Here is a 24068-nt window from a genome sequence, read left to right on the forward strand (position 1 = left end):
TTATAGTTTTAATAAAGAATGTGTCTCGTTGTTATATAGATAATCGTATTTCTTTACACCTCCATAGTACCAATCCAGTATTTGAGTGTTGTAGAAGTTCTTTTTTTGTTGCAATGCCAATTTCCCTCTTTCAGATAATTGTAATCTATCTTTGGTTTGGTCCAAGAATTGAAACAATCTTGCCAAAACTCGTTTCATTTGCATATCACCATATCCATAATACCCTTGATATTCTAGCGCATACCCCATTAATTGCTTGATGTTTTTGATTTGATAGTTATCTACCATTTCTAAAATATTATGTTCTAATACGTTAAGACCAGTAAGCATATTTGGAAAGCGTTGTAAATGTGCTCTAAGGCATATGGATAGGTATTCAAAAGAGGAATGTTTTTTAATTTGACCAGCAATTTTCTTAGGGTTCGATTCACAATAAAGTGTCCAGATGTACTCTGCTAATTCTAAATCATCAATGGTAAGAAGTACTTTATTTTTGTAATGTTCTTTTAATTGAACGTTTGATAATTCACAAAGGCCAAAAAGTTTTTTTTGATGTGGAATGCGCCCGCTGCAAACCAGATAAATAGGGAGTTTACTTGCTCCTTTACGTAGTAACAAACTTATAGCAGCCACCATGTTGATATGACAAAATAGATCATACTCGAACCAAAGAATGATTTCTTGATATTCTGTTATATTTTCTAGTTTTTTGAGTTGTGAAACAAATTTACTGTCGTAATCAGCGTCATCTATACGGTAGTATTTTTTTAAAAAATCCTTACGTTTTTTTAAAGCACTTTCGGTTTCAATCTTAATTTCGGTAGGTCCTTCACATAGCATCTCACGCCATGTAAGAATTTCTCCTTCCACAAGGTTTAACTCTTGAATTCTTTGTGTAAGGCTATCCCCGTTGGTAATATGTAATGTGTTAATCGCCAAATTTGTTTGATTTTATCCGCCTACGCGTTTTACATTGAAGCCTTTTTCTTTTAGGATTTCCATTATTTTATCCCGATAATCCCCTTGAATAATAATACTATCGTTTTTAAAGCTACCGCCTACACTTAATCGTGTTTTTAATTCTTTGGCAAGTTTTTTAAAGTCCTCGTCGGCTCCGGTGTATCCTTCAAGAATAGTTATTGGTTTTCCCTTTCGTTTTTCATATTTGCATATTATGGGGTCTTGTTGCATCCATATTTCATCTTTTTTCTCACTTTCAGAATTCTTTTTTTCTTCAAATTTATGATCGGGGAATAAATTTTTTAATTGATCTTGTAAATCCATTCAAAAACTATTTCTTAATTAGACCTATTTCAACAAGTCGTTGGTGCAAGAATTCACCAGCAGTTATATCATCATATTGTTTGGGGTTTTCGTCAGTAATACATTCATCAAGGCAGTTTAATTTCATGTCACTTCGAGGATGCATAAAGAAAGGAATAGAATATCTGGGCTTGCCCCATTGTTCTTTAGGAGGGTTGATAACTCGATGAATAGTAGAACGTAATTTGTTGTTGGTGTGACGCTCTAGCATGTCCCCAACATTTATAACAAGCTCGTCTTCTTGAGGAATAGCGTCGATCCATTCTCCATCTTTTCGTTGTACTTGCAATCCACCGGTAGATGCTCCCATAAGTAGGGTTATCAGGTTAATATCTCCATGGGCACCTGCTCTAACCGCCCCTTTAGGTTCTTCAGTAATGGGTGGGTAATGAATTGGACGTAAAATACTATTACCGTTACTTGCCCAATGATCAAAATAATGTTCGTCAAGCCCTATGTATAGTGCTAATGCTCTAAGAACATAAATTCCAGTTTTTTCAAGCATTCTATAGGTTTCCATTCCAATTTCATTGAAATCATTTAATTCTTTAACAATTACATTGGCAGGATACTCTTCACTCAAATTGGCATTTGCATCTGGTTCTTGCCCAAAATGCCAAAACTCTTTTAAATCACCTTCTTTTTTTCCTTTTGCATGTTCTTTACCAAAAGAAGTGTACCCTCGTTGACCACCTAGGCCTTCAATTTCATATTTTTCTTTTATATCTACGGGAAGAGCAAAGAAAGCTTTTACTTCTTTATATAGGTTTTCTACCAATTGGTCACTTAAAAAGTGGTTTTTTAAGGCTACAAAACCAATTTCTTCGTAGGCTTTTCCAATTTCATTAACAAACTTCTGCTTTCGGGAAGGGTCATCAGATATAAAATCTGCCAAATCTACGCTGGGTATATTATTCATTATGTCTAGTCTTAATATTGAAGAACTAAAATAGGTGTATTTACATTAAAAATACAGTATCGCCCTCAAAAAAATTAACAATGTTTATTCTTGGTCAAATTAACTATTTCAAAATACGAATTTTAGAAATAATAGTAAATTTAATTAATTCATAGAATTGTTACGATTAAATTAACAACTACTTAATAATATTGTGATAATAGATCTATCTTCTGAAATAAAAATAATTACATTTACGTAACTAACTTTTTGGTATGGAGCATATTTCAAAAGAAAAATCACCGTTCATTTTTGACAAGAAAGATTACAGTAATAATCACCTTATTGCATTGTATCATAAAATGCTTGTTCCTAGACTAATCGAAGAAAAAATGCTTGTATTGTTAAGACAAGGGAAAATTTCTAAATGGTTTAGTGGTATAGGGCAAGAAGCAATCTCGGTTGGTGTTGCTAGTGCGTTAGAAAAAGATGAATACATTCTTCCGATGCATCGTAATCTGGGGGTGTTTACCACTCGAGAAATTCCTTTATATCGACTTTTTGCGCAATGGCAGGGTAAAGTTAGTGGTTTTACTAATGGCCGTGATCGTTCTTTTCATTTTGGGACTCAAGAATATAAACTTATAGGAATGATTTCGCATCTGGGACCTCAAATGGGGGTAGCTTGCGGAATTGCTTTGGCCAATTTACTTGAAGAAAACAATAAGGTAACGGCTGTGTTTACCGGTGAGGGAGGGACAAGTGAAGGAGATTTTCATGAGGCGCTTAACATAGCTTCGGTATGGAACCTACCGGTTTTATTTTGTATAGAAAATAATGGGTATGGATTATCAACCCCAACCGTAGAACAGTATAATTGTAAAAACCTTGCTGATCGGGGCATAGGTTATGGTATCGAATCTCATATAGTAGATGGAAATAATATTTTAGAGGTTTATGATAGGGTTCATGAACTTGCAAACAGCGTTAGATCAAATCCCAGACCTATCCTTCTAGAATTTAAAACATTTAGAATGAGAGGTCATGAAGAAGCAAGCGGTACCAAATATGTACCTCAAGAATTAATGGATTATTGGACCTCTAGGGATCCAATAGAGAATTATAAAAAATACTTAATAGATCAGAGTATTTTTTCAGAAAATGAAGATATATTAAGAAGAGGAGGTGTTAAGGAAGAAATAGAAGTGAATTGGGAACGTGCCAATAATGAAAATCCAATTGATGTAAACCTTGAAAAGGAGTTAAATGATGTATTTTCATCATTTGATTTTAATGAAAAAGAATCTAGTACTTCAGTTAAGGAACTTCGATTGATTGATGCAATTTCTGACGGTTTGAACGAAGCCATGGTTCGCCATGATAAACTTGTGATCATGGGGCAAGATATTGCAGATTATGGAGGTGTTTTTAAAATAACCGAAGGTTTTGTAAAAAAGTTTGGAGATAAACGTATACGAAATACCCCAATTTGCGAATCCGCAATTGTGTCGACAGCCTATGGATTATCAATAAGCGGTTACAAGGCAATTGTAGAAATGCAGTTTGCAGATTTCGTATCCTCTGGATTTAATCCTATTGTGAATTTATTGGCAAAATCTAACTACCGTTGGAAACAATCATCAGATGTGGTAATACGTATGCCCTGTGGTGCAGGAGTTGGTGCAGGGCCTTTTCATAGTCAAACAAATGAAGCCTGGTTCACCAAGACACCTGGATTAAAAGTGGTTTATCCAGCATTCCCTTATGATGCAAAGGGATTATTGATTAGCGCAGTCGAAGATCCTAATCCTGTGTTGTTTTTTGAGCATAAGGCATTGTACAGAAGTATTCGTCAAGAAGTCCCAGAAGGATATTACAATTTACCTATTGGTAAGGCTTGTGTATTAAATGAAGGAGATGATATTACTTTGATAAGTTATGGAGCAGGAGTACATTGGATACAAGAGGTTTTGAACAAACATTCCCAGATCTCTGCTGATGTAATTGATTTAAGAACCTTACAACCCTTGGATACAGAAACAATCTATACTTCTACAAAAAAGACTGGTAAAGTAATCGTTTTGCAAGAAGATTCTTTATTTGGAGGAATTGCTTCAGATATTTCAGCATTAATAATGGAAAACTGCTTCGAATTCCTGGATGCCCCCGTAAAACGCATTGCAAGTTTAGAAACTCCTATCCCATTTGATCCTGGTCTTGAAAAGCAGTACTTGGCAACTAGAAATTTTGAAGAAGAATTACTTTCATTGTTGAAATACTAATTCTAGTTATGTGTTATGAAAACGTTATAGTTAATAAAAAGACGAATTGGTTATTAAGTATTTGTAAATGATTGTTTTAGGTTGTTTAAATTGAGCTAATGAATGTTTTTTTATACGCTAAAGTTCAACGAATTCTAAATAGGGGCAAAATCCCCGTTAACTTAAGTTGTATGTTCTATATGTAAATCTTAATTTCGCGCAGTCTACGATAACTAATGTAGGCTTTGGGGTTAAAAAACAGGGAATTAAATAAAATTTATGGACACTAACCAACTAGAACTATTGAGTTCTTCTAAGATTCTTGTGACCGGTGCTGCTGGTTTTATTGGATCTAATTTGTGCCAAGCGCTTATCGAGATAGGAAGCAAAGTGGTGGCACTGGATAATTTTGCTACTGGGCATAAAAAAAATCTTTTATCGGTTAAAGATCATCCCAATTTTATATTTATAGAAGGGGATATCAGAAATTTAAACGATTGCAATAAGGCTTGTGAAGGAGTGGACTTTGTGCTTCATCAAGCTGCTTTAGGTTCAGTTCCCAGATCAATAAATGATCCTATTACCAGTAATGAGGTAAATGTAAGTGGGTTCTTAAATATGCTGGTAGCTTCAAGAGACGCTGGTGTAAAGCGGTTTATTTATGCGGCAAGTTCTTCTACATACGGGGACTCAAAAGCATTACCTAAAGTAGAAGATAAAATTGGAAAACCTTTATCTCCTTATGCTATAACAAAATATGTTAATGAACTTTATGCAGATAATTTCAAAAGAACTTATGATCTCGATACTATAGGATTACGATACTTTAATGTATTTGGTCGTAAACAAGATCCTAATGGAGCTTATGCAGCTGTTATTCCCAAGTTTGTAATGCAGTTTATGAAATATGAATCTCCCGTAATTAATGGAGATGGTACCTTTTCGAGGGATTTTACATATATAGATAATGTGATTCAAATGAATTTGAGGGCAATGGTTTCAGATAACCCTGCCTCTTTAAACAATGTATATAATACGGCATTTGGAGAAAGAACAACTTTGAATGAACTTACAACTTTGTTGAAGGAATATTTATCAGAATATGATGCTGCTATTGCAAATATAGAAGTGAAATATGGCCCAGAGCGTAAAGGAGATGTCCCACATTCACTGGCATCTGTAGATAAGGCAAAAGAACTATTAGGGTATGACCCTAAATATGATATGAAGTCTGGTTTGAAAGAAGCTGTGAAATGGTATTGGGATAACCTAAAATAATCATTCATTTTTATAAATAAACAACGATTAGATGCAAGACATTAAAATAGCCATCATAGGTTTAGGATATGTTGGATTACCATTGGCAAGGTTGTTTGCTACCAAATATTCTGTCGTGGGTTTTGATATTAATCAAAATAGAATTGACGCGTTAAGATCTGGTAAAGATACTACCCTTGAAGTTGAAGACGATGTGCTTCAATCGGTTCTTAAAAAGTCGTCTAGTTCTGAGGTAGGACTCTATTGCTCTGCCGATTTGGAGGATATTAGAGATTGCAATTACTATGTAGTAACGGTTCCGACACCGGTAGATAAAAACAATAGACCCGATCTTACTCCTTTATATAAATCAAGTGAAACGGTAGGTAAAGTCTTAAAAAAAGACGATATCGTTATTTACGAATCTACAGTGTATCCTGGAGTTACCGAAGAGGAATGCATACCTGTATTAGAAAAGGTAAGCGGTTTAAAATTTAATAAAGATTTTTATGCGGGTTATTCTCCAGAACGAATTAATCCTGGAGATAAAAAGCATACCGTAGAAAAGATTCTTAAAGTTACTGCTGGATCTACTCCAGAAATTGGGAAAAAAGTAGATGATCTGTATGCTTCTGTAATAACGGCAGGAACCCATTTGGCACCTACAATAAAAGTGGCAGAAGCAGCAAAAGTGATAGAAAACTCTCAAAGAGATATAAACATTGCTTTTGTAAATGAACTTGCCAAGATTTTTAATTTGATGAATATTGATACCAATGATGTTCTTGCTGCTGCGGGGACTAAATGGAATTTTCTTCCATTTAAACCTGGCCTTGTAGGTGGACATTGCATAGGGGTCGATCCGTATTATCTTGCACAAAGAGCTCAGGAGTTTGGCTATCACCCTGAAATTATCCTTGCCGGAAGAAGGTTGAATGATAGTATGGGACAATATGTAGCTTCAGAGGTTATTAAATTAATGGTGAATCATGATATAAGAATTAAAGGAGCTAATGTTTTGGTTTTAGGAGTTACATTCAAAGAAAATTGCCCCGATGTTCGAAATACCAGAGCTGTTGATGTTATAGAGCATTTAAAAGGTTTTGGAACTCAGGTTACCATTTTTGATCCTTGGGCAAATCCTGAAGATGTAAAGCACGAGTACAATCTTGAAACTACCAATGATTTACCAAGTCAAAAGTTTGATGCAATTGTCCTAACTGTTGCGCATAAAGAATTTCTGAATATTAACCTTGGTGACATACTTGAACCGAATGGTGTTCTGTATGATGTGAAGGGGATTTTGAAAGAAAATGTTCACGGTAGATTGTAAATGATTTATCATTAAAAAGTGAAAAAAATATTATTTTTTGTAGAAAGCCTTTCTGGAGGCGGGGCTGAAAAAGTTCTTACAGACCTTGTATCAAATTTGGATGCGACCAAGTATGATGTTACAGTATGCTCTTTGGTAGATGTAGGCGTGTATAACGAGTATCTAGGTACCATCTGCACCTATAAAAGTATCCTTGCTAGTGAAGAAACGTACAAGGGTGTTTTACAAAAAAAATGGTATGGCTTTAAGTATAAATTATTACGCAAGTTACCCCCCAAACTATTTCATTCCTTATTCATTAAGGGTAAATATGATGTAGAGATCGCTTTTTTAGAAGGCTTTAGTACCAAAATTATTGGCAATTCTTCTAACCCAAATTCAAAAAAAATTGCTTGGGTTCATATTGATCTATTTGCAAATCATTGGACCAAAATCGAGTATAAAAATCTTGAGGAAGAAATTAATACCTACAAAAAATTTGATCATATTGCTAGTGTTGCCGAAAGTGTGCAAAATGCCTTTTCCAAAAGATTTGGAATTAAAGAAAAACTTTCTGTAAAATATAATCCTGTTAATAGAAAAGATATTATTTCTAGATCAAACGAAAGTTTGAAAAGCGAAGACAAAAAAGGCCTGCGATTTGTTACAGTTGGCCGATTAGAACCACAAAAAGGGTATGACCGTCTTCTAGAGGTGGTACATAAATTAAAACCAGATTTTGATTTTGAATTATGGATTGTTGGAGAAGGTTCGAGAAGATTAGAATTAGAGAGTGCAATAGCAAAATATAAACTGGAAGATGTGGTAACACTTCAAGGGTTTCAAAAAAACCCTTATAAGTATATACGTCTTTCTGATGCTTTTGTATGTTCATCAAGATCCGAGGGTTTTAGTACCGTAGTTACCGAAGCTTTAATTTTGGGTAAACCTGTAATCGCCACAGATTGTTCTGGAATGAAGGAGCTTTTGGGAGATAATGAATATGGAATTATTACCGAAAATAATACTGAAAGTTTATATTTTGGATTAAAGAAATTTCTTGAAGATAAATTGCTACAATCTCATTACACCAAAAAAAGTCAGGAAAGAAGTACTGATTTTGATATCAAGGCTACTATAAAAAGTATTGAAGAGCTGTTATGAAAAAAAAGACAAACATACTTTTTATGAATAATAGCCTTTATGCAGGTGGGGCAGAAAAAATATTGCAAACGCTTTTAAGGCATTTGGATCCGCAAGTCTATAACATCACATTATATGGTCTTAAAAAGGAAGAGTTTGATTCGCAAATTTTTCCATCTCATATTGCTTACAATTATATTTTCGACCAGGATCTAGGTGATAAAGGATTTTTTGGGAGTTTATGGATGAGAATTGTAAATAAATCCAAATTACTAATCTATGATCACTTTTCTCCAAAGTTGTTTTATAAGCTGTTTGTGAGAGGAAAGTATGATGTAGAAGTTGCATTTATTGAGGGGTATAGTACAAAAATCATAAGCGGCTCTTCGAATCCAAAATCGATCAAAGTCGCTTGGGTGCATGCAGATCTTCATATGAATCATTGGACCGCAATCGCCTATAAAAATATAAAACAAGAAAAAAAATGCTATCAACAATTTGATCATATTGTTAGTGTTTCAGAAAGTGTACAGAATGCTTTTTCCAGAAAGTTTGAAATTACCGATAAATTAAAAGTAAAATACAATCCGGTAAATAGGAATGAAATTCTTGAAAAGTCAAAACAACCTATTGATATTCAAGAAAAACAAAGACTTCGACTTATTACTGTAGGTCGTCTCGAACATCAAAAAGGCTATGACAGGTTACTAGTGATAACCAAAAAATTGTTAGAAGAAGGCTTTAATTTTGAGCTATGGATTATTGGTGAAGGAATAGAAAGAGAAAATCTCGAGAAATACATCCAAGATAGCCAATTAGAAGATAGAGTTACATTGTTTGGCTTTCAAAAAAATCCTTACCAATTTGTACAAGCTTCAGATGTATTTGTATGCTCTTCGCGATCCGAAGGATTCAGCACGGTAGTTACCGAAGCTTTAATCTTAGGTATGCCCGTACTTTCTACTAATTGTTCAGGAATGAAAGAACTATTAGGAGATAATGAATACGGGGTTATTACCAAAAATAATGAAGAGGATCTATATAAGGGACTAAAACAAATTCTTGAAGACGAATCTTTAAGAGCTCATTATAGAAAAAAAAGTAAGGAACGTAGTAAAGATTTTGATATTGAAGCAACTATTGCGCAAATTGAAATGATGTGGGCATATGAATAATCAAGAACATCCATTAATAAGTGTTATTGTTCCAATATACAACGCCGAGAAATATTTGGACCGTTGTATAGATTCAATTTGCAATCAGTCCTATAAGAATTTAGAAATTATTCTTGTTAATGATGGCTCAAAAGATAATAGTCTGGCAATTTGCAATACGTTTGCTTCAAAGGATCACAGAATACAAATAATTGATATCTCTAATCAAGGGGTGTCAAATGCTAGAAATACGGGTTTAAAAACTGCTACTGGAGATTTTATCCAGTTTTTGGATAGTGATGATTTTATGACCAAAGAATATATAGAAACCTTGTATGATTGTATGCAAAATAATGAAGGAGATTATGTGATTTGTGGTATAAAATCTCTAAATAATGAACTTGAAGAGCTCGATTATTGGGAAGCAGGGAATCACGCATTCGATATGAAAACGCCCGATGAAGATGTATTATATCAACTGTTTGATAAGTTTTTGATGTTTGGTCCTGTTAATAAATTGTATAAACGAGGGCTATTACAAAAATCAAACATCTTTTTTGATACGTCCTTATCTTATGGGGAAGATTTATTATTCAATTTAGAATATCTGAAACTTACCTCCAGGATTGTAGTTACCAACAAAGTATATTGGTCATATATCCAGGATAATGTCAATTCATTATCAAAGAAAAGGTTGAATGACAAGATTGAAATTGTTGAGAGATTACATACTGGAATTCTAAATTTTCTTAAGGAAATAGGAATAGAGTCTTATAGCTTTAAATCACTTCTACATAATCGTATGTTTGACTATGTGTATAACGATATGTTTGCTATTGCAAAAGATAAGTCTCTGGATGATAAAGCCAAGAGATTAAATTTAAAAAAACTATTAAATAACAAGATGCTTATAGAGAGCTATCCATATGTCGACACAAAAAAGTATGCTGGATGGATTATCTTTTTAATGAAGAATAAATTGTCGACACTCTATGTATTAATTACCAAAATATTGTTTAAATAAAAAAAGACCAAAATAAAGAATTATGAATAAGCTAATTATGTATCCGCATGGGGGAAGTGGAAATCACGGCTGCGAGGCTATTGTAAGATCAACACTGGATATAATGTCTGAAGCTGTGCCCAATACCTTTAATGATAAGGTTTTGTTTTCCACAAGAAAAAATGAAGATCAGAAATCTGGCTTGGATACCGTGTGTAAGGTAATGGATGAGTTCGTACCTCTAACTTCAAAATTTTCTTTGGATTATCTAGTAGGAGCTGTTAAGAAAAATTTACTTGGGGATAAGGATTATTTTGATAAACTTGGATATCGCAATATCCTCAAAAATGCAGATAGAAATACATTGGCATTATCAATTGGAGGTGATAATTATTGCTACGGACGACCAGGTCTTATTTATTTCATGAACCAACTTATTCGCAAAAAAGGATCAAATACGATCCTTTGGGGATGTTCTATTGAGCCTAAGGCAATGGATAAAGAAATGGTAGATGACCTGAAACAATATAAGTTTGTCTTTGCCAGAGAAACCATTACATATAATGCTTTGCTAGAAAAAGGAGTGACAGGAGCAAGGCTTTGTCCTGATCCCGCATTTTTGTTGGATAAAGAAGAAGTAGCACTTCCGTCAGGTTTTGAAGAAGGCAATACTATAGGGATCAACCTTAGCCCTCTAATTATGTCATACGAAGAAAATGAGGGAGCAGCATTTGCCAATTATACAGAACTTATTAAGTATTTGATTAATGAGACAAATCACCAGATTGCTTTAATTCCTCATGTTATGTGGGATCACAATGATGATAGACAACCGCTGAGAAAGCTCTATAATGAATTTAAAGATTCTGGAAGAGTTGTATTTGTGGCAGAAGATGATAGTCTAAATTGTATGCAACTTAAATATGTGATTTCTAAATGTAATATTCTGATTACAGCCAGAACTCATGCTTCGATAGCCGCCTACTCTCAGTGTGTACCAACATTGGTTGTAGGGTATTCTGTTAAAGCATTAGGTATTGCCAGAGATCTTTTTGGAACAGAAGAAGGGTATGTTTTTCCAGTTCAGTCTTTAAAAGAAAAAGATGATCTAATTAACCAATTTAAAGAATTTGCTACAAGAGAAGCCGAAATAAGGAAATCTTTGGTTGCCATGATGCCAGAATACAAATCAAGAATTGTAACCGCTGCAAAAGAGATTGCCGAATTGAAATAGATAATCTTAAAACTATTAGCCATGTTGCAGAGATTAAAAAATATACTAAAGCGAGTTTTGGGATTGAACAACAAAATCTCATATCAGGACTGTATAAAAATGGGGATGAAAGTTGGCGATAATGTACAGCAGTTAAATGAAGTTACTTTTGATTATTCGCATTGTTGGCTCATAGAAATTGGTAATAACGTAGTTTTTGCCCCACAGGTGTACCTTTTGGCACACGACGCTAGTACTAAAAGAGAATTAGGATACACAAAGATTGCCAAAATTAAAATCAAAGATGGAACATTTATAGGTGCCAGAGCTTTAATTATGCCCGGAGTGACAATTGGAGAAAATTCTATCGTTGCTGCTGGTAGTGTTGTTGTGAAATCTGTGCCACCAAATACAATTGTGGGGGGAAACCCTGCCAGAGAAATAGCAAAGACTGATGTTTATATACAGAAACATAGAGAGTCACTTAAGGCGGCAGTGAAATATGATGAAAAATGGACTGTTCATAACGGAATCACCGAAGAAATGAGAAAGAAAATGAGTAAAGATTTAGATGATAAAATAGGATATGTGGTCTAATTTGAGTCTTACTTATTGAATATGAAATTATTAAAATAAAATACATGAATCTAATAGTTACTTCTTTATTAGTAATCCTTCTTCTGATATTTTTTATCATCATAGGCATTGATTTGTTTTTACATTTCAGAAGTGTGTTTTATAGAATTCACATTGGAAGATGGACTAAACAAGAGGATTGGCTTCAACAAATTAATAGAGTAACTGTTGAATGGCTTAAAAAAACTCCCACGGTAAAGATTACCGATAATGAACGATATGTTTTTCTGGACCTTTTAAAAAGGAAATATAAAAGCAGTAGTATTCAAAGTTGGCAAGAGGGAGGGTTAGTTTTAGGAAGTTCGACGTATTCTAAAAATAACCAAGGAAGTCATAATACCAATATTGATACATTTATTTCCAATAAGATCGATAATGCTACAGGAAAATGGAAAACTATTCCACCACATGTAGATGGAGTCATTTTGGCTTATGCAATGGCAAAACATGTTTCAGATACAAAAAAAATAGAACCGGCATTACATGAAACTATTGCCTTAATTGAGAATAATAGAGGAGAAGATGGGACTATTTTCTATCGCGATTTCATTCCCGATATTCGTTTTGTAGATACCATTGGTTTTATATGCCCTTTTCTTACTTTTTATGGGGTAAATTTTAATGAACCCAAGTACATCGATTTGGCATTTCACCAAATAGAAGAATACAAGAAGAAAGCTTTTCTCGAGAGTATAAATATTCCGGCCCATGCTTTTGATATCAAACAAAATGCACCTTTGGGAATCTATGGATGGGGAAGAGGCCTAGGATGGTTTATTCTTGGTCTTGTGGATATGTATAATGAACTGCCAAAAGATCATGAGCGAAAAGATTTTTTGAAAGAATTAATTATCAAAACGGCTGATGATACGCTTCAGTTTCAACGAGAAAATGGGAGCTTTGGAGCAATGCTTTTTGTAAAAGGATTCAGGCATGATTCTTCGATAACTACGCTGGCTGGATGGTTGTTTTTAAATGCTTTCAAAATTTCTGGAAATCCAACATATTTATCGGCTGCAGAAAAATGTATTGCTAGTTTGATGAAGGTAACAAGAAGAAACGGAGTAATTGATTTTTGTCAAGGAGATACCAAAGGTATTGGGGATTATGCAAAAACATTCGACCTTATGCCATTTGTGCAAGGGCTCACAGTAAGGCTTGTGGTTGACTTCAATAGTGTAATAAAGAAACAAGATAACAAAGGGGATTAATGAATACCGATTCAAGAACATTAAACTCTATACGTAATATTGGCGCTGGATTTGTAGGCCAGTTGCTTCAGGCTATCGTAGGTTTTATAAGTAGGACAGTATTTATAAAATACCTCGCAGTAGAGTACCTAGGAGTTAATGGGCTTTTTAGCAGTATACTTTCGATATTGAGTTTAACTGAATTGGGTGTTGGTGTAGCTTTTATCTATTCTTTGTATAAACCTTTGGCCGAAAAAGATGAAAAGACGCTTGCAACCATTATGAGGTTGTATAGAAAAGTTTATATAACAATCGGTATAGCTGTATTTATTATTGGGTTATGTGTAATTCCTTTTTTGAATCAAATTATAGAAGAAAAACCAGTAAGTATTGTTGAGGATATATCATTTTTGTATTTATTCTTTTTATTCAATACTGCATCTACCTATTTTTTCACATATAAAACGGCGTTGCTTAATGCAGATCAGCGTAATTATATTACTACACTTAATTATGCTGTGTTTTATATACTGCAAAATGTTGCACAGATTATAATTCTAATAGTTACTCAAAACTTTGTGTATTATTTGGCAGCTCAATTAATATTTCAATTCTTGGGCAATGTCACCATTTCTTATATTGTAGATAGAACATACCCATTTCTTAAAAAGTACAAAAAAGAAAAAATTGACAAAGTCATTAAAAGTAAGATTATTTCTAATGCAAAAGCCACGTTTCTTATTAGAATAGGTGGCGTTATGGTTAATAATACAGATAATATTATCATTAATTATTTTTCTGGCCTTGCATTATTAGGATACCTTACAAACTATACAATGCTGATTGGGATTCTCACCACATTTATTGCACAAATTTTCACGAATATCTCAGCAAGTATTGCACAGGTAAATGCTATTGAGAGTCAGGAAAAGCAATATGAGATCTTTAGTATGGTAAATTTGGCCAACTTTTGGATTTATGGTTTTTGTGGCATTTGTATTATCATTTTGATGAATGATTTTATTACACTTTGGGTAGGTGAAAATTTTACGTTACCATTATCGATCTCGGTGATGTTGGCTATTAATTTCTTTATGGTTGGGATGCAAAATGCTATTTGGACATTTAAAACTACCTATGGTTATTTTAATGAAGGTAAGTATCTCGTTATGTTGACAGCGGTTCTTAACCTCGTTTTTTCTTTTGCTTTGGGACATTGGTTGGGATTATTTGGTATTTTGATGGCTACTGCACTTTCTCGTTTAGTTTCCAATTTTTGGTATGATCCCTACATCGTATTCAAATTGGGTTTAAAAATTCCCCCAATTGTCTATCTAAAGAAATTTTTAATCTATCTCATAGTAATTTGTGTTGCGGGATTAATAACCTATTATTTGGCACAACTATGCGATTTTTCGACTATAATAAATATTATGATCAAAGCCGTATTATGTTTAATAATTCCTAATACTTTAATTGTTTTGTTTTACCGAAAAACCCCCGAATTTGAGAAGGTAGTGCAAACATATAAGGCATCATATCATTCGATTCTTGGTAAAATTAAAAAAGGCTAGTGTTTTGAATAGGATTTTATACATAACGAATCAGATTTGCGGGTCAGGAGGTTTAGAACGAGTACTTTCTATAAAAGCAAGTTATCTTGCAGAACATCTAGGTTACGAAGTTCATATACTTACTCTGAATCAAGGTGAAGAACCTTTGTTTTATGATTTCAGTGAAAAACTGAAGTATCATGATATTTCTGTAGGCGGGAATCCACTATCCTATATCAAAGCCTATGCGAATGGAATCAATAAAGTAATCGATAAAGTCGATCCAAATATTATTTTGGTTTGCGATGATGGTTTGAAAGCTTTTTTTCTACCAGCTTTAATTAAAAATAAATGCCCAAAAATATATGAAAGACATGTGTCAAAGAATATAGCGGTTCAAAGTGATTCTTTAGGTTTTTTCAAAAAAAAATTGGTAAGTTTTAAATATTTTTTGATGAACAAGCTTGCCAAAAAATATGATCGATTTGTTGTGCTTACCGAAGGTAACCTTAACGATTGGAACCTAAATAACCTTAAGGTTATCCCAAACCCTTTATCTTTTTACCCTGAAGAAGAATCCACGAGTAGCCTTCAAAATAATAAAGTTTTGGCAGTAGGCAAACAATGCTATCAAAAAGGGTATGATCGTTTATTACATTCCTGGAAAAACGTTTCTGAAAAACATCCCGATTGGAAACTTGAAATTTATGGTAAAATGGATCCTGATCAAGAGCTATTTGCAATGGCGTCAGATCTGAACATTGAAGATAGTGTTTCATTTTTTCCTCCAACAAAAACAATCCAAAAACAATATGAGGAAGCCGCAATATATGTAATGTCATCACGGTACGAGGGATTTGGAATGGTCTTGATAGAAGCCATGGCTTATGGAGTACCCTGTGTATCTTTTGATTGCCCGTTCGGCCCTTCAGATATAATAACTCATGGAAAAGATGGTTATTTGGTTGAAAATGGCGATGTAATTGCCCTAGCTCAAAGTATAAATTCTCTTATAGAAAATGATTCGTTAAGAAAAGATATGGGCTTGCAAGCTAGAAAGTCGATAAAGAAATATCTTCCAGAAAAGGTATGTAAAGAGTGGGATGATTTATTTCAAAGCTTAATAAATACTTCAGTATAATGAGAATCGTATTTATAATTGATCAGGTATACTTGCATGGAGGAATCGAAAGGGTACTTTCTATTAAAGCAAATTACTTTGCTTCAAAACCTAATTATGAAGTATTTATCATAACTTCAGAACAGAAGGACAATCCTTTTTGTTATGAATTTGATAAAAAAATAACCTTTCATGACCTTAAAATAAACTACAATAGAAAAAAATCATATTTCCATCCGACCAATCTAAAGAAACTACCTAAACACATTAAGAGGACAAAATCAATAATTAAAAAGATAAATCCTAATGTGGTGGTTGTATGCAGTCATAGCGCAGATACTTATTTTGTTCCTTTCATAAATAAAAAGATTCCCAAGGCAAAAGAATTTCATTATTCCAAATTCATTGAAATAGAAAAAAGGAAGAACCCCAGAAGTTTGTTCAAGAAGTATTTCCTGAAGTTTGCCGATTATGTTGAAGGTAAATACGATAGATTGATAGTATTAAACCCAAATGAGGTGGAATATTATAGGACAAACAACACCATAATAATACCCAATCCATTAACCTTTTATCCAGAAAATGTTTCAGATGTATCAAGTAAGGTTGTAATTTCTGCAGGAAGAATTGCACCAGTGAAAGGGTATGATATTTTAATAGATATTTGGAATAAGGTAAGTCCAAAATACCCAGAATGGGAACTTCATATTTATGGAGATGGAGAACCCGTTTACATAGATGAGTTGAAAAAGAAAGTTAAGGATAACAATTTACAGGATACTCTTATATTTCAAGGGTCAACAGATGATATTCAGAACAAGATGCTACATTCATCAATGTATGTAATGACGTCACATAATGAATGTTTTCCTTTAGTTTTATTAGAAGCACAAGCATGTGGATTACCAATTGTATCTTTTGATTGCCCACATGGACCGGGTAATATTATTAACACGGATAATGGAATTTTAATACCGCATTATAATAATGAGGTTTTTGCCGATCAATTGATTAAATTAATGGGGGATAATAAAAAACGTAAAGAATTAGGTGAAAATGCCAGAAAGAATTCATACAACTATAAAATTGACAACATAATGGGCCGGTGGAAAAAGATGTTTGAAGAATTATCGAAATAAACGAGTACCTTTAAAAATGCGAGCACTAATTTTAAATATTTATAAAATCTTTTTATTACCACATCTAATGGTTTATAAATTTAGTGGTAACAAGAAAGATATTGATAAAGATATCCAAAGATGGAAAAGCGCCAAAAGTTTATCGGGTAGCAATATATCTTTATTGCTAAATTTTTTGGCAAATTCGCCAGATTTCAGAACTATTTTTTATTTTCGAACTCGGGGAATAATTTCACACATACTTAATCTCTATTGTAGAAGGGAAAAATACTTTAGAATTGACATCAATACAAAATTAGGCGGAGGAGTCCTTACGGGTCATCCATACAGTACAATTTTGAATGCCAAAAGCATAGGAGAAAACCTTTATGTAAATCATTTGGTTACTGTTGGTGAGGTTGAAGGAAAAAGGCCTACAATTGGCGATAATGTTTCATTATATACTGGAGCAATCGTTATAGGTGATATTACCATTGGGAATAATTGCGTTGTAGGAGCAGGATCAGTAGTGGTTAAAGATGTTCCTGATAACTGTGTCGTTGTTGGTAACCCTGCGCGTATAGTGAAAAAAGACGGAAAACGAGTATAAATTTAATTAAATTGTCTGTGAACTACTTTGTTTGAGTTTACAGATAAATTGGGAGTTTAATGAATTTAGTTGCAGACATACAAAAGTCTATCGAAAGTAATCTTGATAGAAGCTCTTTTTATATAGCTGGAGTTGATTATAGCTATCATAAACTAGCAGAGATCATATCGGGAATAAGAGAGAGCATACAAAAGTCAGTAAGCAATGATGAGATAAACATCGGATTGGTTTGCAATGATGATATTTATACGTATGCCTCAATCATTGCCTTGTGGATGGAAGGGAAAGCATATGTTCCTTTAAATCCCGAATTTCCAATTTCTCGAAATAATACAATCATAAAACAAGCCAATATTGGTACTGTGCTTGATTCATCTGCCAAAAAAGTTTTTGAAGAAACCAATACTATTCAAACAAAAGGGCTTACACGTTCAAAAATAAATCTGATTCCCAAAGAAACCACTCAAGGTGATTTGGCATATATATTTTTTACATCGGGCACTACAGGAACTCCAAAAGGAGTACCTATTACTTTTGGTAATTTGTCAAGTTTTATTGATGCTTTTTGGGATCTGGGTTATACTATTGCAAAGGATGATCGATGTTTGCAGATGTTTGAACTTACTTTTGATTTATCTGTAATGTCTTATTTGGCACCCATTTTAAAGGGAGCATGCGTATACACCATTCCTAAAGATGAGATTAAGTATAGTTATATTTTTGAATTAATGGAGGATCATGAGCTTACATTTGCGTTAATGGTACCTTCAATTTTACACTATGTACGACCGTATTTCGATGAAATTGATTGTCCGAACATGAAATTTAGTCTTTTTTGTGGAGAAGCACTTCCGCTCGATGTTACCGAAGAATGGAGTAAATGTGTTCCTAATGCTACTATTGCTAATGTCTATGGACCTACAGAATGCACTATTTTTTGTACGGATTATACCTATAAGAGGGAAGAGAAGAATAAGGCATATAATGGAGTTTTGACTATTGGTAGCGATATGAAAAATACTACGACCATTATAGTTGATGAAGATTATAATGAAGTCCCCTTTGGAGAAAAAGGAGAGTTGTGTTTAAGCGGAACACAGCTCACCCCTGGATATTGGAAGAACGAAGAAAAGAATAAAGAAACTTTTTTTATAAAAGAATATAAGGGAAGACCTACCAGATTCTATAGAACAGGGGATTTATGTACTGTAGATCATGAAGGAGATATTTTGTATTTAGGAAGAGTCGACTTTCAAGCAAAAATACAAGGTTTTAGGGTTGAGTTGTCTGAAATCGAATTTCACACAAAAGCTTCATTACATAAAATGAACGTGGTAGCAGTAGCTTTTGTGAATAAGATTAAAAACACAGAAATTGGATTGGTTATAGAGTCTGATGCCTTTGATGTAAAGCAACTATTAGAAGATTTAAAGACAAAACTTCCGCAGTATATGATACCCACACAAATCAAATTTATCGATAGTTTTCCTTTAAATACAAATGGAAAAACTGATAGAAAAAAACTTAAGGAGATGTTTACTTAATCAGATGAAGTAAGTAATAGCAAATACAAGTAAAATGGAAACAAGTTTAGTAAAAGAAAAGGTAAGTAATGTTCTGGTATCAGTCCTAGAACATAACAACTTTGAAATGCATGATGAACTAACTGCGAAGGATGTTGATGGTTGGGATTCACTATCACATATGATGATTATTACCAAGATAGAAGAACATTTTGGAATAAAATTTAAGCTCAGAGACCTAAATAAGCTAAAAAACATGGGATCATTAATCAATGTTATCCAAAGCAAAATTTAATTAACAAAGACGTGGTTTTTAACTCTTTCAACTTTGTTGCGTTCATTATACCTGTTCTGTTACTGTATTGGGTAGTTTTTAAAAGAACAAAGACGTTACAAAATATCTTCTTGTTATTGGCGAGTGTGTTTTTTTATGTATGGGCAGACTGGCGGTTTTTGGTATTACTTGTGACGAGCACATTGGTGAACTTTTATTTAGGGTTAAAAATACATGAAACAGAAGAAGATAGGAAAAGAAGTATTTACCTATACCTAGGAGTAATTTTTAATGTTGGATTACTTCTCTATTTTAAATACTTTAATTTTTTCTATCAAGGTTTTTTCGAACTGCTTAATTTTTTTGGAGTAGAATCCAGTTATAATTCGTTGACAATTCTTCTTCCTTTGGGAATTAGTTTTTTTACATTTCAAACCTTAGGATATCTTATAGATGTATTTAATGAAGAGGTTGAACCTACCAAGGATTTTCTGGATTTTTCAGTCTTTGTAGCTTTTTTTCCAAAAATTTTATCAGGACCTATTGAAAGAGCAGCTGGTTTTATTCCACAAATACAAGAAAAAAGAGTTCTTACATATAATGTTTTTGTAGACGGTTTGCGACAAATATTATGGGGACTTTTTGCCAAAATTGTTGTCGCCGAAAATTGTGCGGCTATTGCCAATCCAATTTTTAATGACTATCAAGATAAGCCTGGAAGTGTTTTACTATTAGGGACTTTCTTTTATGCCATACAATTGTATGCCGACTTTTCGGGGTATTCGAATATGGCAATTGGTATATCCAAATTATTTGGAATACAGCTAATGCGTAATTTTGCAACACCATTTTTCTCTACAAATATTAGTGACTTTTGGAGAAAATGGCATATTTCATTAACAACCTGGATGTTGGATTATGTATTTACTCCACTTTCATTTATACTTCGAAGACATCAGAAGAAGGGATTGATTTTCTCAATTGTTATTACTTTTGTTTTGGTAGGTTTTTGGCACGGTGCAAATTGGACCTTTGTAGCCTATGGTTTATTGCATGGTATTTATTTTATTCCTCTTGTGTATAAAGGAAAAATGAATTCCTCAGAAATTGTAGCCAAAGGGAAACAAATACCTTCATTAAAAGAGTTGTCTAAAATGATAGCGTTATTCATTTTAATAATGCTAACAGATGTGTTTTTTAGAGCCAATAGTGTGAGTCATGCTTTGGATTATTTAAAAAGAATCTTCTCTTTTAGCATTGTTGATGTTCCCAACACTATTTTAAATACAACAACATTAGTAACAATAGTGCTTATTTTCTTTTTTGTATTTATAGAATGGATTAATCGAGAAAGAAAACATGATTTTGAGATCAACTCATACAATATTTTCATAAGGTGGGGATCGTATATACTTATCTTTCTATTGCTATTATTTTTTGGAAGAAGTGCTGAAACATTTATTTATTTTCAATTCTAGGTCATGAAGGTATTAATTTTAAAATTGGGTCTTTTTTGGGGGATATGTTTAACGATAATCACATTCATTCTTATGAATTATGGCGGTAATGTAGATTATTTTTATGAGAAATTTACTTCTCCTAAAGCTAAATCTATGATTATAGGAGATTCAAGAAGTTTTCAAGGAATACAACCGCATATAATGAACCAATATTTTGAAAGTAAAGGGTTTGATGTTCCTGTTTTAAATTATAGTTTTACAATTGCACAAGCGATTATTGGTCCATTGTATAATGAGAGTATCTTTAAAAAATTAGATACCGCAACAAAAAATGGGATTTTTGTTATTTCTATTACCCCCGAGATGTTAACCACCCATGACAATTTTAATGATGAAGAAGGAGAATTTAGAGAAGCAGGTCAACCACCGCATAACATGAATTTTGTTTCAATAAATCCAAATTATGAGTACCTGATTAAAAACATATCACTTTTTCACTTTAAAGCAGTATTCAGGCAAAAATCAAAAGTGCACAAAAATGGTTGGTTAGAAGAAACAAATTTACCGACAGATAAGGCTGTTTATGAGGAATGGAAGGATAACCAGATTTCGTTATTCTTGAGGGATGTTGAAAAATACAAAATATCCAGAGTGAGGATGCAAAGCCTAAGTAATTTAATTCAAAAGCTAAAACATCATGGAAATGTGTTTTTGATAAGAATGCCAATTGGTAATGATTTTCTTGGATATGAACGAAAATATTTTCCAAATTTTGAAAATTTGGTGGATTCGATAGCCAAAGTTAATAGTATTAAATATTATGATTTTAATACGTATGAAAAGAAGTATAACACATATGATGGACATCATATAGATAAGTTTTCTGGTAAAGAATTTACTACAACATTATGTGACTCGATATTTAGTTCGTTATGAGAATCAAGAAGAGAAATAAAATAAATAACACAATTAAAAGGTTTCTTTAATAAATGGATATTGTACCAATAGCATCATATTATCCTTTGTATATTAATTTATGCCTGTTTTTGGTATTGTTCACACTTTTACATACACGTGTACTGCAAATTGATGAAAATAGAAATATCACTTTTATCAATTTCTCTGGATATGCATTGTTAATCTTTATTATATTATACATTGGACAAAGACCCATTAGTGAGGCTTTTGGAGATATGATGAATTATATCGTCACTTTTGAAGGCTATCAAAATGGTGCAGAGATTGCCAAAGTAAATGATTACGGTTGGCATGTTTTTATGAAAACATTGGCTGGTTTTGTTTCTCCGTATACCTTTTTTACTGTTTGCGCATTCATCTACATATTTCCACTATATAAAATTTCAAAAAGTCTATTTAAAGAATACTGGTACTATGCTTTTGTAATGTTTATTGTCTCTTTTTCTTTTTGGACCTATGGGGTTAACGGAGTTAGAAATGGTGCAGCTACATCGATTTTTTTATGGGGATTGTGTTATCATAGGAATAAAGTTGTTATGGCGTTATTTTTCTTATGGGCCACCTTATTTCATAAAACACTTTACTTACCAATTTTTGCTTTTATTGTTACCTATTTCTATAACAATCCCAAAGTCTTTTTTAAAGGATGGCTCGCTTGTATTCCTCTTTCTTTGGTACTAGGTGGTGTGTTTATCTCTCTTTTTAGTAGTTTAGGATTTGGAGGAGATGCCAGACTTTCTGGATATTTAACCTCACAAGCAGCTGCTGGGACATTTGCAAGTACCGGTTTTCGTTGGGACTTTTTGTTCTATAGCGCGTTTCCAATTTTTGCAGGATGGTATTTTATTTATAAAAAAGGTTTTAAGGACCCATTTTATTATCAACTTCTTAATACCTATTTAATCTGTAATGGGTTTTGGGTTCTGGTCATTAGAGCTAATTATTCAAATAGATTTGCATATTTATCCTGGTTCATGATGGGGTTGGTAATTATTTATCCTTTTCTAAAGCAAAAGTTTTTTAAGAATCATCATTTCATGCTGGGAAAGGTGATGTTGGCATATTTTGGATTTACATATTTTATGTACTATCTATATTGGGGTTAATCAATAATAATTGATAATTATATGAAGAAAACGGTTACGGTATTCACACCAACTTATAACAGGGCTTATTGTTTACATAAATGTTATAACAGTTTAGTTAAGCAATCAAATCAAGATTTTGTATGGCTTATTATTGATGATGGCTCTACAGATGATACAAAGGATTTGGTGGCATCATGGATTAAGGAAAGTAAGATCGATATAATTTATCATTATCAAGAAAATCAAGGCATGCATGGTGGCCATAATGGAGCGTACCGACTTATTGACACTACTTTAAATTTTTGTATTGATAGTGATGATTATGTGGCAGATGATGCAATAGAGAAAATTTTAAACTCTTGGGAACAGATAAAAGATAAGCCCGAATTTGCTGGTGTTGTTGGTCTGGATGCCGATGAAAGCGGAAGTATTATTGGAACTAAAATCCCTGAACATATTAAAGAGACTACACTATACAATTTATACAATAGCTACGGTGTTAAAGGAGATAAGAAACTAGTTTATAGAACAGAAGTAATAAAGCAATATCCAGAATACCCTATTTTTGAAGGAGAACGTTTTGTGCCGCTAGGATATTTGTATCAGTTAATTGATCAGGATTATAAGTTACTACCAGTGAATGAGGTGTTTTGTGTTGTTGAGTATATGGAGGATGGCTCTAGTATGAATATTTTAAAGCAATACAGAAGACACCCAAAAGGATTTGCTTTTTCAAGAAAAAGTAGAATGAAGCTTGCAAAAAACTTTAAAGACAAGTTTAAAAATGCTATTCACTATGTTTCCAGCTCGATGTTTACAAAAAATGGTTCGTTCCTGGCAGAGTCACCAAAAAAACTAACTACGATTCTGGCCATTCCATTTGGGATCCTTCTTAATATGTACATTAGATATAAAACCAAAAACGATTTTTAATGGGTGTTACTAGAGTTTTGC

22 protein-coding genes are annotated in these 24068 nt (G+C 33.0%); 19 read left to right on the plus strand and 3 right to left on the minus strand.

Translation table 11 applies throughout. From position 1 onward, the window contains the following. The 3 genes from U6A24_RS22060 to U6A24_RS22070 are packed head-to-tail and all read right to left on the minus strand — an operon-like array spanning position 1 to position 2242. Positions 1-939 carry a DUF1835 domain-containing protein gene (locus U6A24_RS22060; RefSeq protein ID WP_324182198.1) on the minus strand — a complete coding sequence of 313 codons (939 nt, stop codon included), beginning with the start codon at positions 937-939 and terminating at the stop codon, positions 1-3. A gap of 12 nt (positions 940-951) precedes the next feature. Continuing rightward, positions 952-1284, minus strand: coding sequence for a translation initiation factor (locus U6A24_RS22065; RefSeq protein ID WP_324182199.1), 333 nt, complete (start codon positions 1282-1284; stop codon positions 952-954). Positions 1285-1291: 7 nt separating this feature from the next. Continuing rightward, positions 1292-2242 carry an isopenicillin N synthase family dioxygenase gene (locus U6A24_RS22070; RefSeq protein WP_324182200.1) on the minus strand — a complete coding sequence of 317 codons (951 nt, stop codon included), beginning with the start codon at positions 2240-2242 and terminating at the stop codon, positions 1292-1294. A gap of 254 nt (positions 2243-2496) precedes the next feature. Here U6A24_RS22070 and U6A24_RS22075 point away from each other — a divergent pair, with 254 nt between their 5' ends. From U6A24_RS22075 to U6A24_RS22165, 19 genes are all read left to right on the plus strand, one after another. Continuing rightward, a complete protein-coding gene (locus U6A24_RS22075) occupies positions 2497-4503 on the plus strand; it encodes an alpha-ketoacid dehydrogenase subunit alpha/beta (RefSeq protein WP_324182201.1) in 2007 nt (668 codons plus the stop codon). Between the two features lie 258 nt (positions 4504-4761). Further along, positions 4762-5760: an SDR family oxidoreductase gene (locus tag U6A24_RS22080; RefSeq protein WP_324182202.1), complete on the plus strand. Its 999-nt coding sequence runs from the start codon at positions 4762-4764 to the stop codon at positions 5758-5760. Between the two features lie 31 nt (positions 5761-5791). Then, positions 5792-7072 carry a nucleotide sugar dehydrogenase gene (locus tag U6A24_RS22085; RefSeq protein ID WP_324182203.1) on the plus strand — a complete coding sequence of 427 codons (1281 nt, stop codon included), beginning with the start codon at positions 5792-5794 and terminating at the stop codon, positions 7070-7072. An 18-nt stretch (positions 7073-7090) separates the two neighbouring features. Further along, the gene (locus U6A24_RS22090) at positions 7091-8215 is read left to right on the plus strand and encodes a glycosyltransferase (protein WP_324182204.1); all 1125 of its coding nucleotides are present in this window, start codon (positions 7091-7093) and stop codon (positions 8213-8215) included. 23 nt (positions 8216-8238) lie between these two features. Then, positions 8239-9369 carry a glycosyltransferase gene (locus U6A24_RS22095; protein WP_324182205.1) on the plus strand — a complete coding sequence of 377 codons (1131 nt, stop codon included), beginning with the start codon at positions 8239-8241 and terminating at the stop codon, positions 9367-9369. After that, positions 9362-10372, plus strand: coding sequence for a glycosyltransferase family 2 protein (locus tag U6A24_RS22100; RefSeq protein WP_324182206.1), 1011 nt, complete (start codon positions 9362-9364; stop codon positions 10370-10372). Before U6A24_RS22095 ends, U6A24_RS22100 begins: the two co-directional genes overlap by 8 nt. Positions 10373-10394: 22 nt before the next feature. Further along, on the plus strand, positions 10395-11585 hold the full coding sequence (locus U6A24_RS22105; RefSeq protein ID WP_324182207.1) for a polysaccharide pyruvyl transferase family protein: 1191 nt from the start codon (positions 10395-10397) through the stop codon (positions 11583-11585). Between the two features lie 21 nt (positions 11586-11606). Then, positions 11607-12161, plus strand: coding sequence for an acyltransferase (locus tag U6A24_RS22110; protein ID WP_324182208.1), 555 nt, complete (start codon positions 11607-11609; stop codon positions 12159-12161). Positions 12162-12205: 44 nt separating this feature from the next. Further along, positions 12206-13411: a glycoside hydrolase family 88 protein gene (locus U6A24_RS22115; RefSeq protein WP_324182209.1), complete on the plus strand. Its 1206-nt coding sequence runs from the start codon at positions 12206-12208 to the stop codon at positions 13409-13411. Further along, positions 13411-14964, plus strand: a complete 1554-nt coding sequence (locus tag U6A24_RS22120) for a lipopolysaccharide biosynthesis protein (protein ID WP_324182210.1) — start codon at positions 13411-13413, stop codon at positions 14962-14964. Before U6A24_RS22115 ends, U6A24_RS22120 begins: the two co-directional genes overlap by 1 nt. A 4-nt stretch (positions 14965-14968) precedes the next feature. After that, on the plus strand, positions 14969-16084 hold the full coding sequence (locus U6A24_RS22125) for a glycosyltransferase family 4 protein (RefSeq protein ID WP_324182211.1): 1116 nt from the start codon (positions 14969-14971) through the stop codon (positions 16082-16084). After that, positions 16084-17202, plus strand: a complete 1119-nt coding sequence (locus U6A24_RS22130) for a glycosyltransferase family 4 protein (protein WP_324182212.1) — start codon at positions 16084-16086, stop codon at positions 17200-17202. Before U6A24_RS22125 ends, U6A24_RS22130 begins: the two co-directional genes overlap by 1 nt. 16 nt (positions 17203-17218) lie before the next feature. Next, positions 17219-17791 carry a serine O-acetyltransferase gene (locus tag U6A24_RS22135; RefSeq protein ID WP_324182213.1) on the plus strand — a complete coding sequence of 191 codons (573 nt, stop codon included), beginning with the start codon at positions 17219-17221 and terminating at the stop codon, positions 17789-17791. A 59-nt stretch (positions 17792-17850) separates the two neighbouring features. Next, entirely contained in the window at positions 17851-19335 is a 1485-nt protein-coding gene (locus U6A24_RS22140) for an AMP-binding protein (RefSeq protein ID WP_324182214.1), read from the plus strand. A 34-nt stretch (positions 19336-19369) separates the two neighbouring features. Further along, positions 19370-19609: an acyl carrier protein gene (locus U6A24_RS22145; protein ID WP_324182215.1), complete on the plus strand. Its 240-nt coding sequence runs from the start codon at positions 19370-19372 to the stop codon at positions 19607-19609. Positions 19610-19734: 125 nt separating this feature from the next. Beyond that, on the plus strand, positions 19735-21066 hold the full coding sequence (locus U6A24_RS22150) for an MBOAT family O-acyltransferase (protein WP_324182267.1): 1332 nt from the start codon (positions 19735-19737) through the stop codon (positions 21064-21066). 3 nt (positions 21067-21069) lie between these two features. After that, positions 21070-21984, plus strand: coding sequence for a hypothetical protein (locus U6A24_RS22155; protein ID WP_324182216.1), 915 nt, complete (start codon positions 21070-21072; stop codon positions 21982-21984). A gap of 53 nt (positions 21985-22037) precedes the next feature. Continuing rightward, positions 22038-23132: an EpsG family protein gene (locus tag U6A24_RS22160; RefSeq protein WP_324182217.1), complete on the plus strand. Its 1095-nt coding sequence runs from the start codon at positions 22038-22040 to the stop codon at positions 23130-23132. 21 nt (positions 23133-23153) lie between these two features. Then, positions 23154-24047, plus strand: coding sequence for a glycosyltransferase family 2 protein (locus tag U6A24_RS22165; protein WP_324182218.1), 894 nt, complete (start codon positions 23154-23156; stop codon positions 24045-24047). Positions 24048-24068: the final 21 nt, after the last annotated feature.

This window comes from Aquimarina gracilis, assembly GCF_035285365.1.
GTDB lineage: Bacteria > Bacteroidota > Bacteroidia > Flavobacteriales > Flavobacteriaceae > Aquimarina > Aquimarina gracilis.

Coding starts and splice junctions, on each gene's coding strand:
- U6A24_RS22065 (WP_324182199.1), bottom strand. CDS start 1,284: ATGGATTTACAAGATCAATTAAAAAATTTATTCCCCGATCATAAATTT.
- U6A24_RS22070 (WP_324182200.1), bottom strand. CDS start 2,242: ATGAATAATATACCCAGCGTAGATTTGGCAGATTTTATATCTGATGAC.
- U6A24_RS22075 (WP_324182201.1), top strand. CDS start 2,497: ATGGAGCATATTTCAAAAGAAAAATCACCGTTCATTTTTGACAAGAAA.
- U6A24_RS22080 (WP_324182202.1), top strand. CDS start 4,762: ATGGACACTAACCAACTAGAACTATTGAGTTCTTCTAAGATTCTTGTG.
- U6A24_RS22085 (WP_324182203.1), top strand. CDS start 5,792: ATGCAAGACATTAAAATAGCCATCATAGGTTTAGGATATGTTGGATTA.
- U6A24_RS22095 (WP_324182205.1), top strand. CDS start 8,239: ATGAATAATAGCCTTTATGCAGGTGGGGCAGAAAAAATATTGCAAACG.
- U6A24_RS22100 (WP_324182206.1), top strand. CDS start 9,362: ATGAATAATCAAGAACATCCATTAATAAGTGTTATTGTTCCAATATAC.
- U6A24_RS22105 (WP_324182207.1), top strand. CDS start 10,395: ATGAATAAGCTAATTATGTATCCGCATGGGGGAAGTGGAAATCACGGC.
- U6A24_RS22110 (WP_324182208.1), top strand. CDS start 11,607: ATGTTGCAGAGATTAAAAAATATACTAAAGCGAGTTTTGGGATTGAAC.
- U6A24_RS22115 (WP_324182209.1), top strand. CDS start 12,206: ATGAATCTAATAGTTACTTCTTTATTAGTAATCCTTCTTCTGATATTT.
- U6A24_RS22120 (WP_324182210.1), top strand. CDS start 13,411: ATGAATACCGATTCAAGAACATTAAACTCTATACGTAATATTGGCGCT.
- U6A24_RS22130 (WP_324182212.1), top strand. CDS start 16,084: ATGAGAATCGTATTTATAATTGATCAGGTATACTTGCATGGAGGAATC.
- U6A24_RS22135 (WP_324182213.1), top strand. CDS start 17,219: ATGCGAGCACTAATTTTAAATATTTATAAAATCTTTTTATTACCACAT.
- U6A24_RS22140 (WP_324182214.1), top strand. CDS start 17,851: ATGAATTTAGTTGCAGACATACAAAAGTCTATCGAAAGTAATCTTGAT.
- U6A24_RS22145 (WP_324182215.1), top strand. CDS start 19,370: ATGGAAACAAGTTTAGTAAAAGAAAAGGTAAGTAATGTTCTGGTATCA.
- U6A24_RS22155 (WP_324182216.1), top strand. CDS start 21,070: ATGAAGGTATTAATTTTAAAATTGGGTCTTTTTTGGGGGATATGTTTA.
- U6A24_RS22160 (WP_324182217.1), top strand. CDS start 22,038: ATGGATATTGTACCAATAGCATCATATTATCCTTTGTATATTAATTTA.
- U6A24_RS22165 (WP_324182218.1), top strand. CDS start 23,154: ATGAAGAAAACGGTTACGGTATTCACACCAACTTATAACAGGGCTTAT.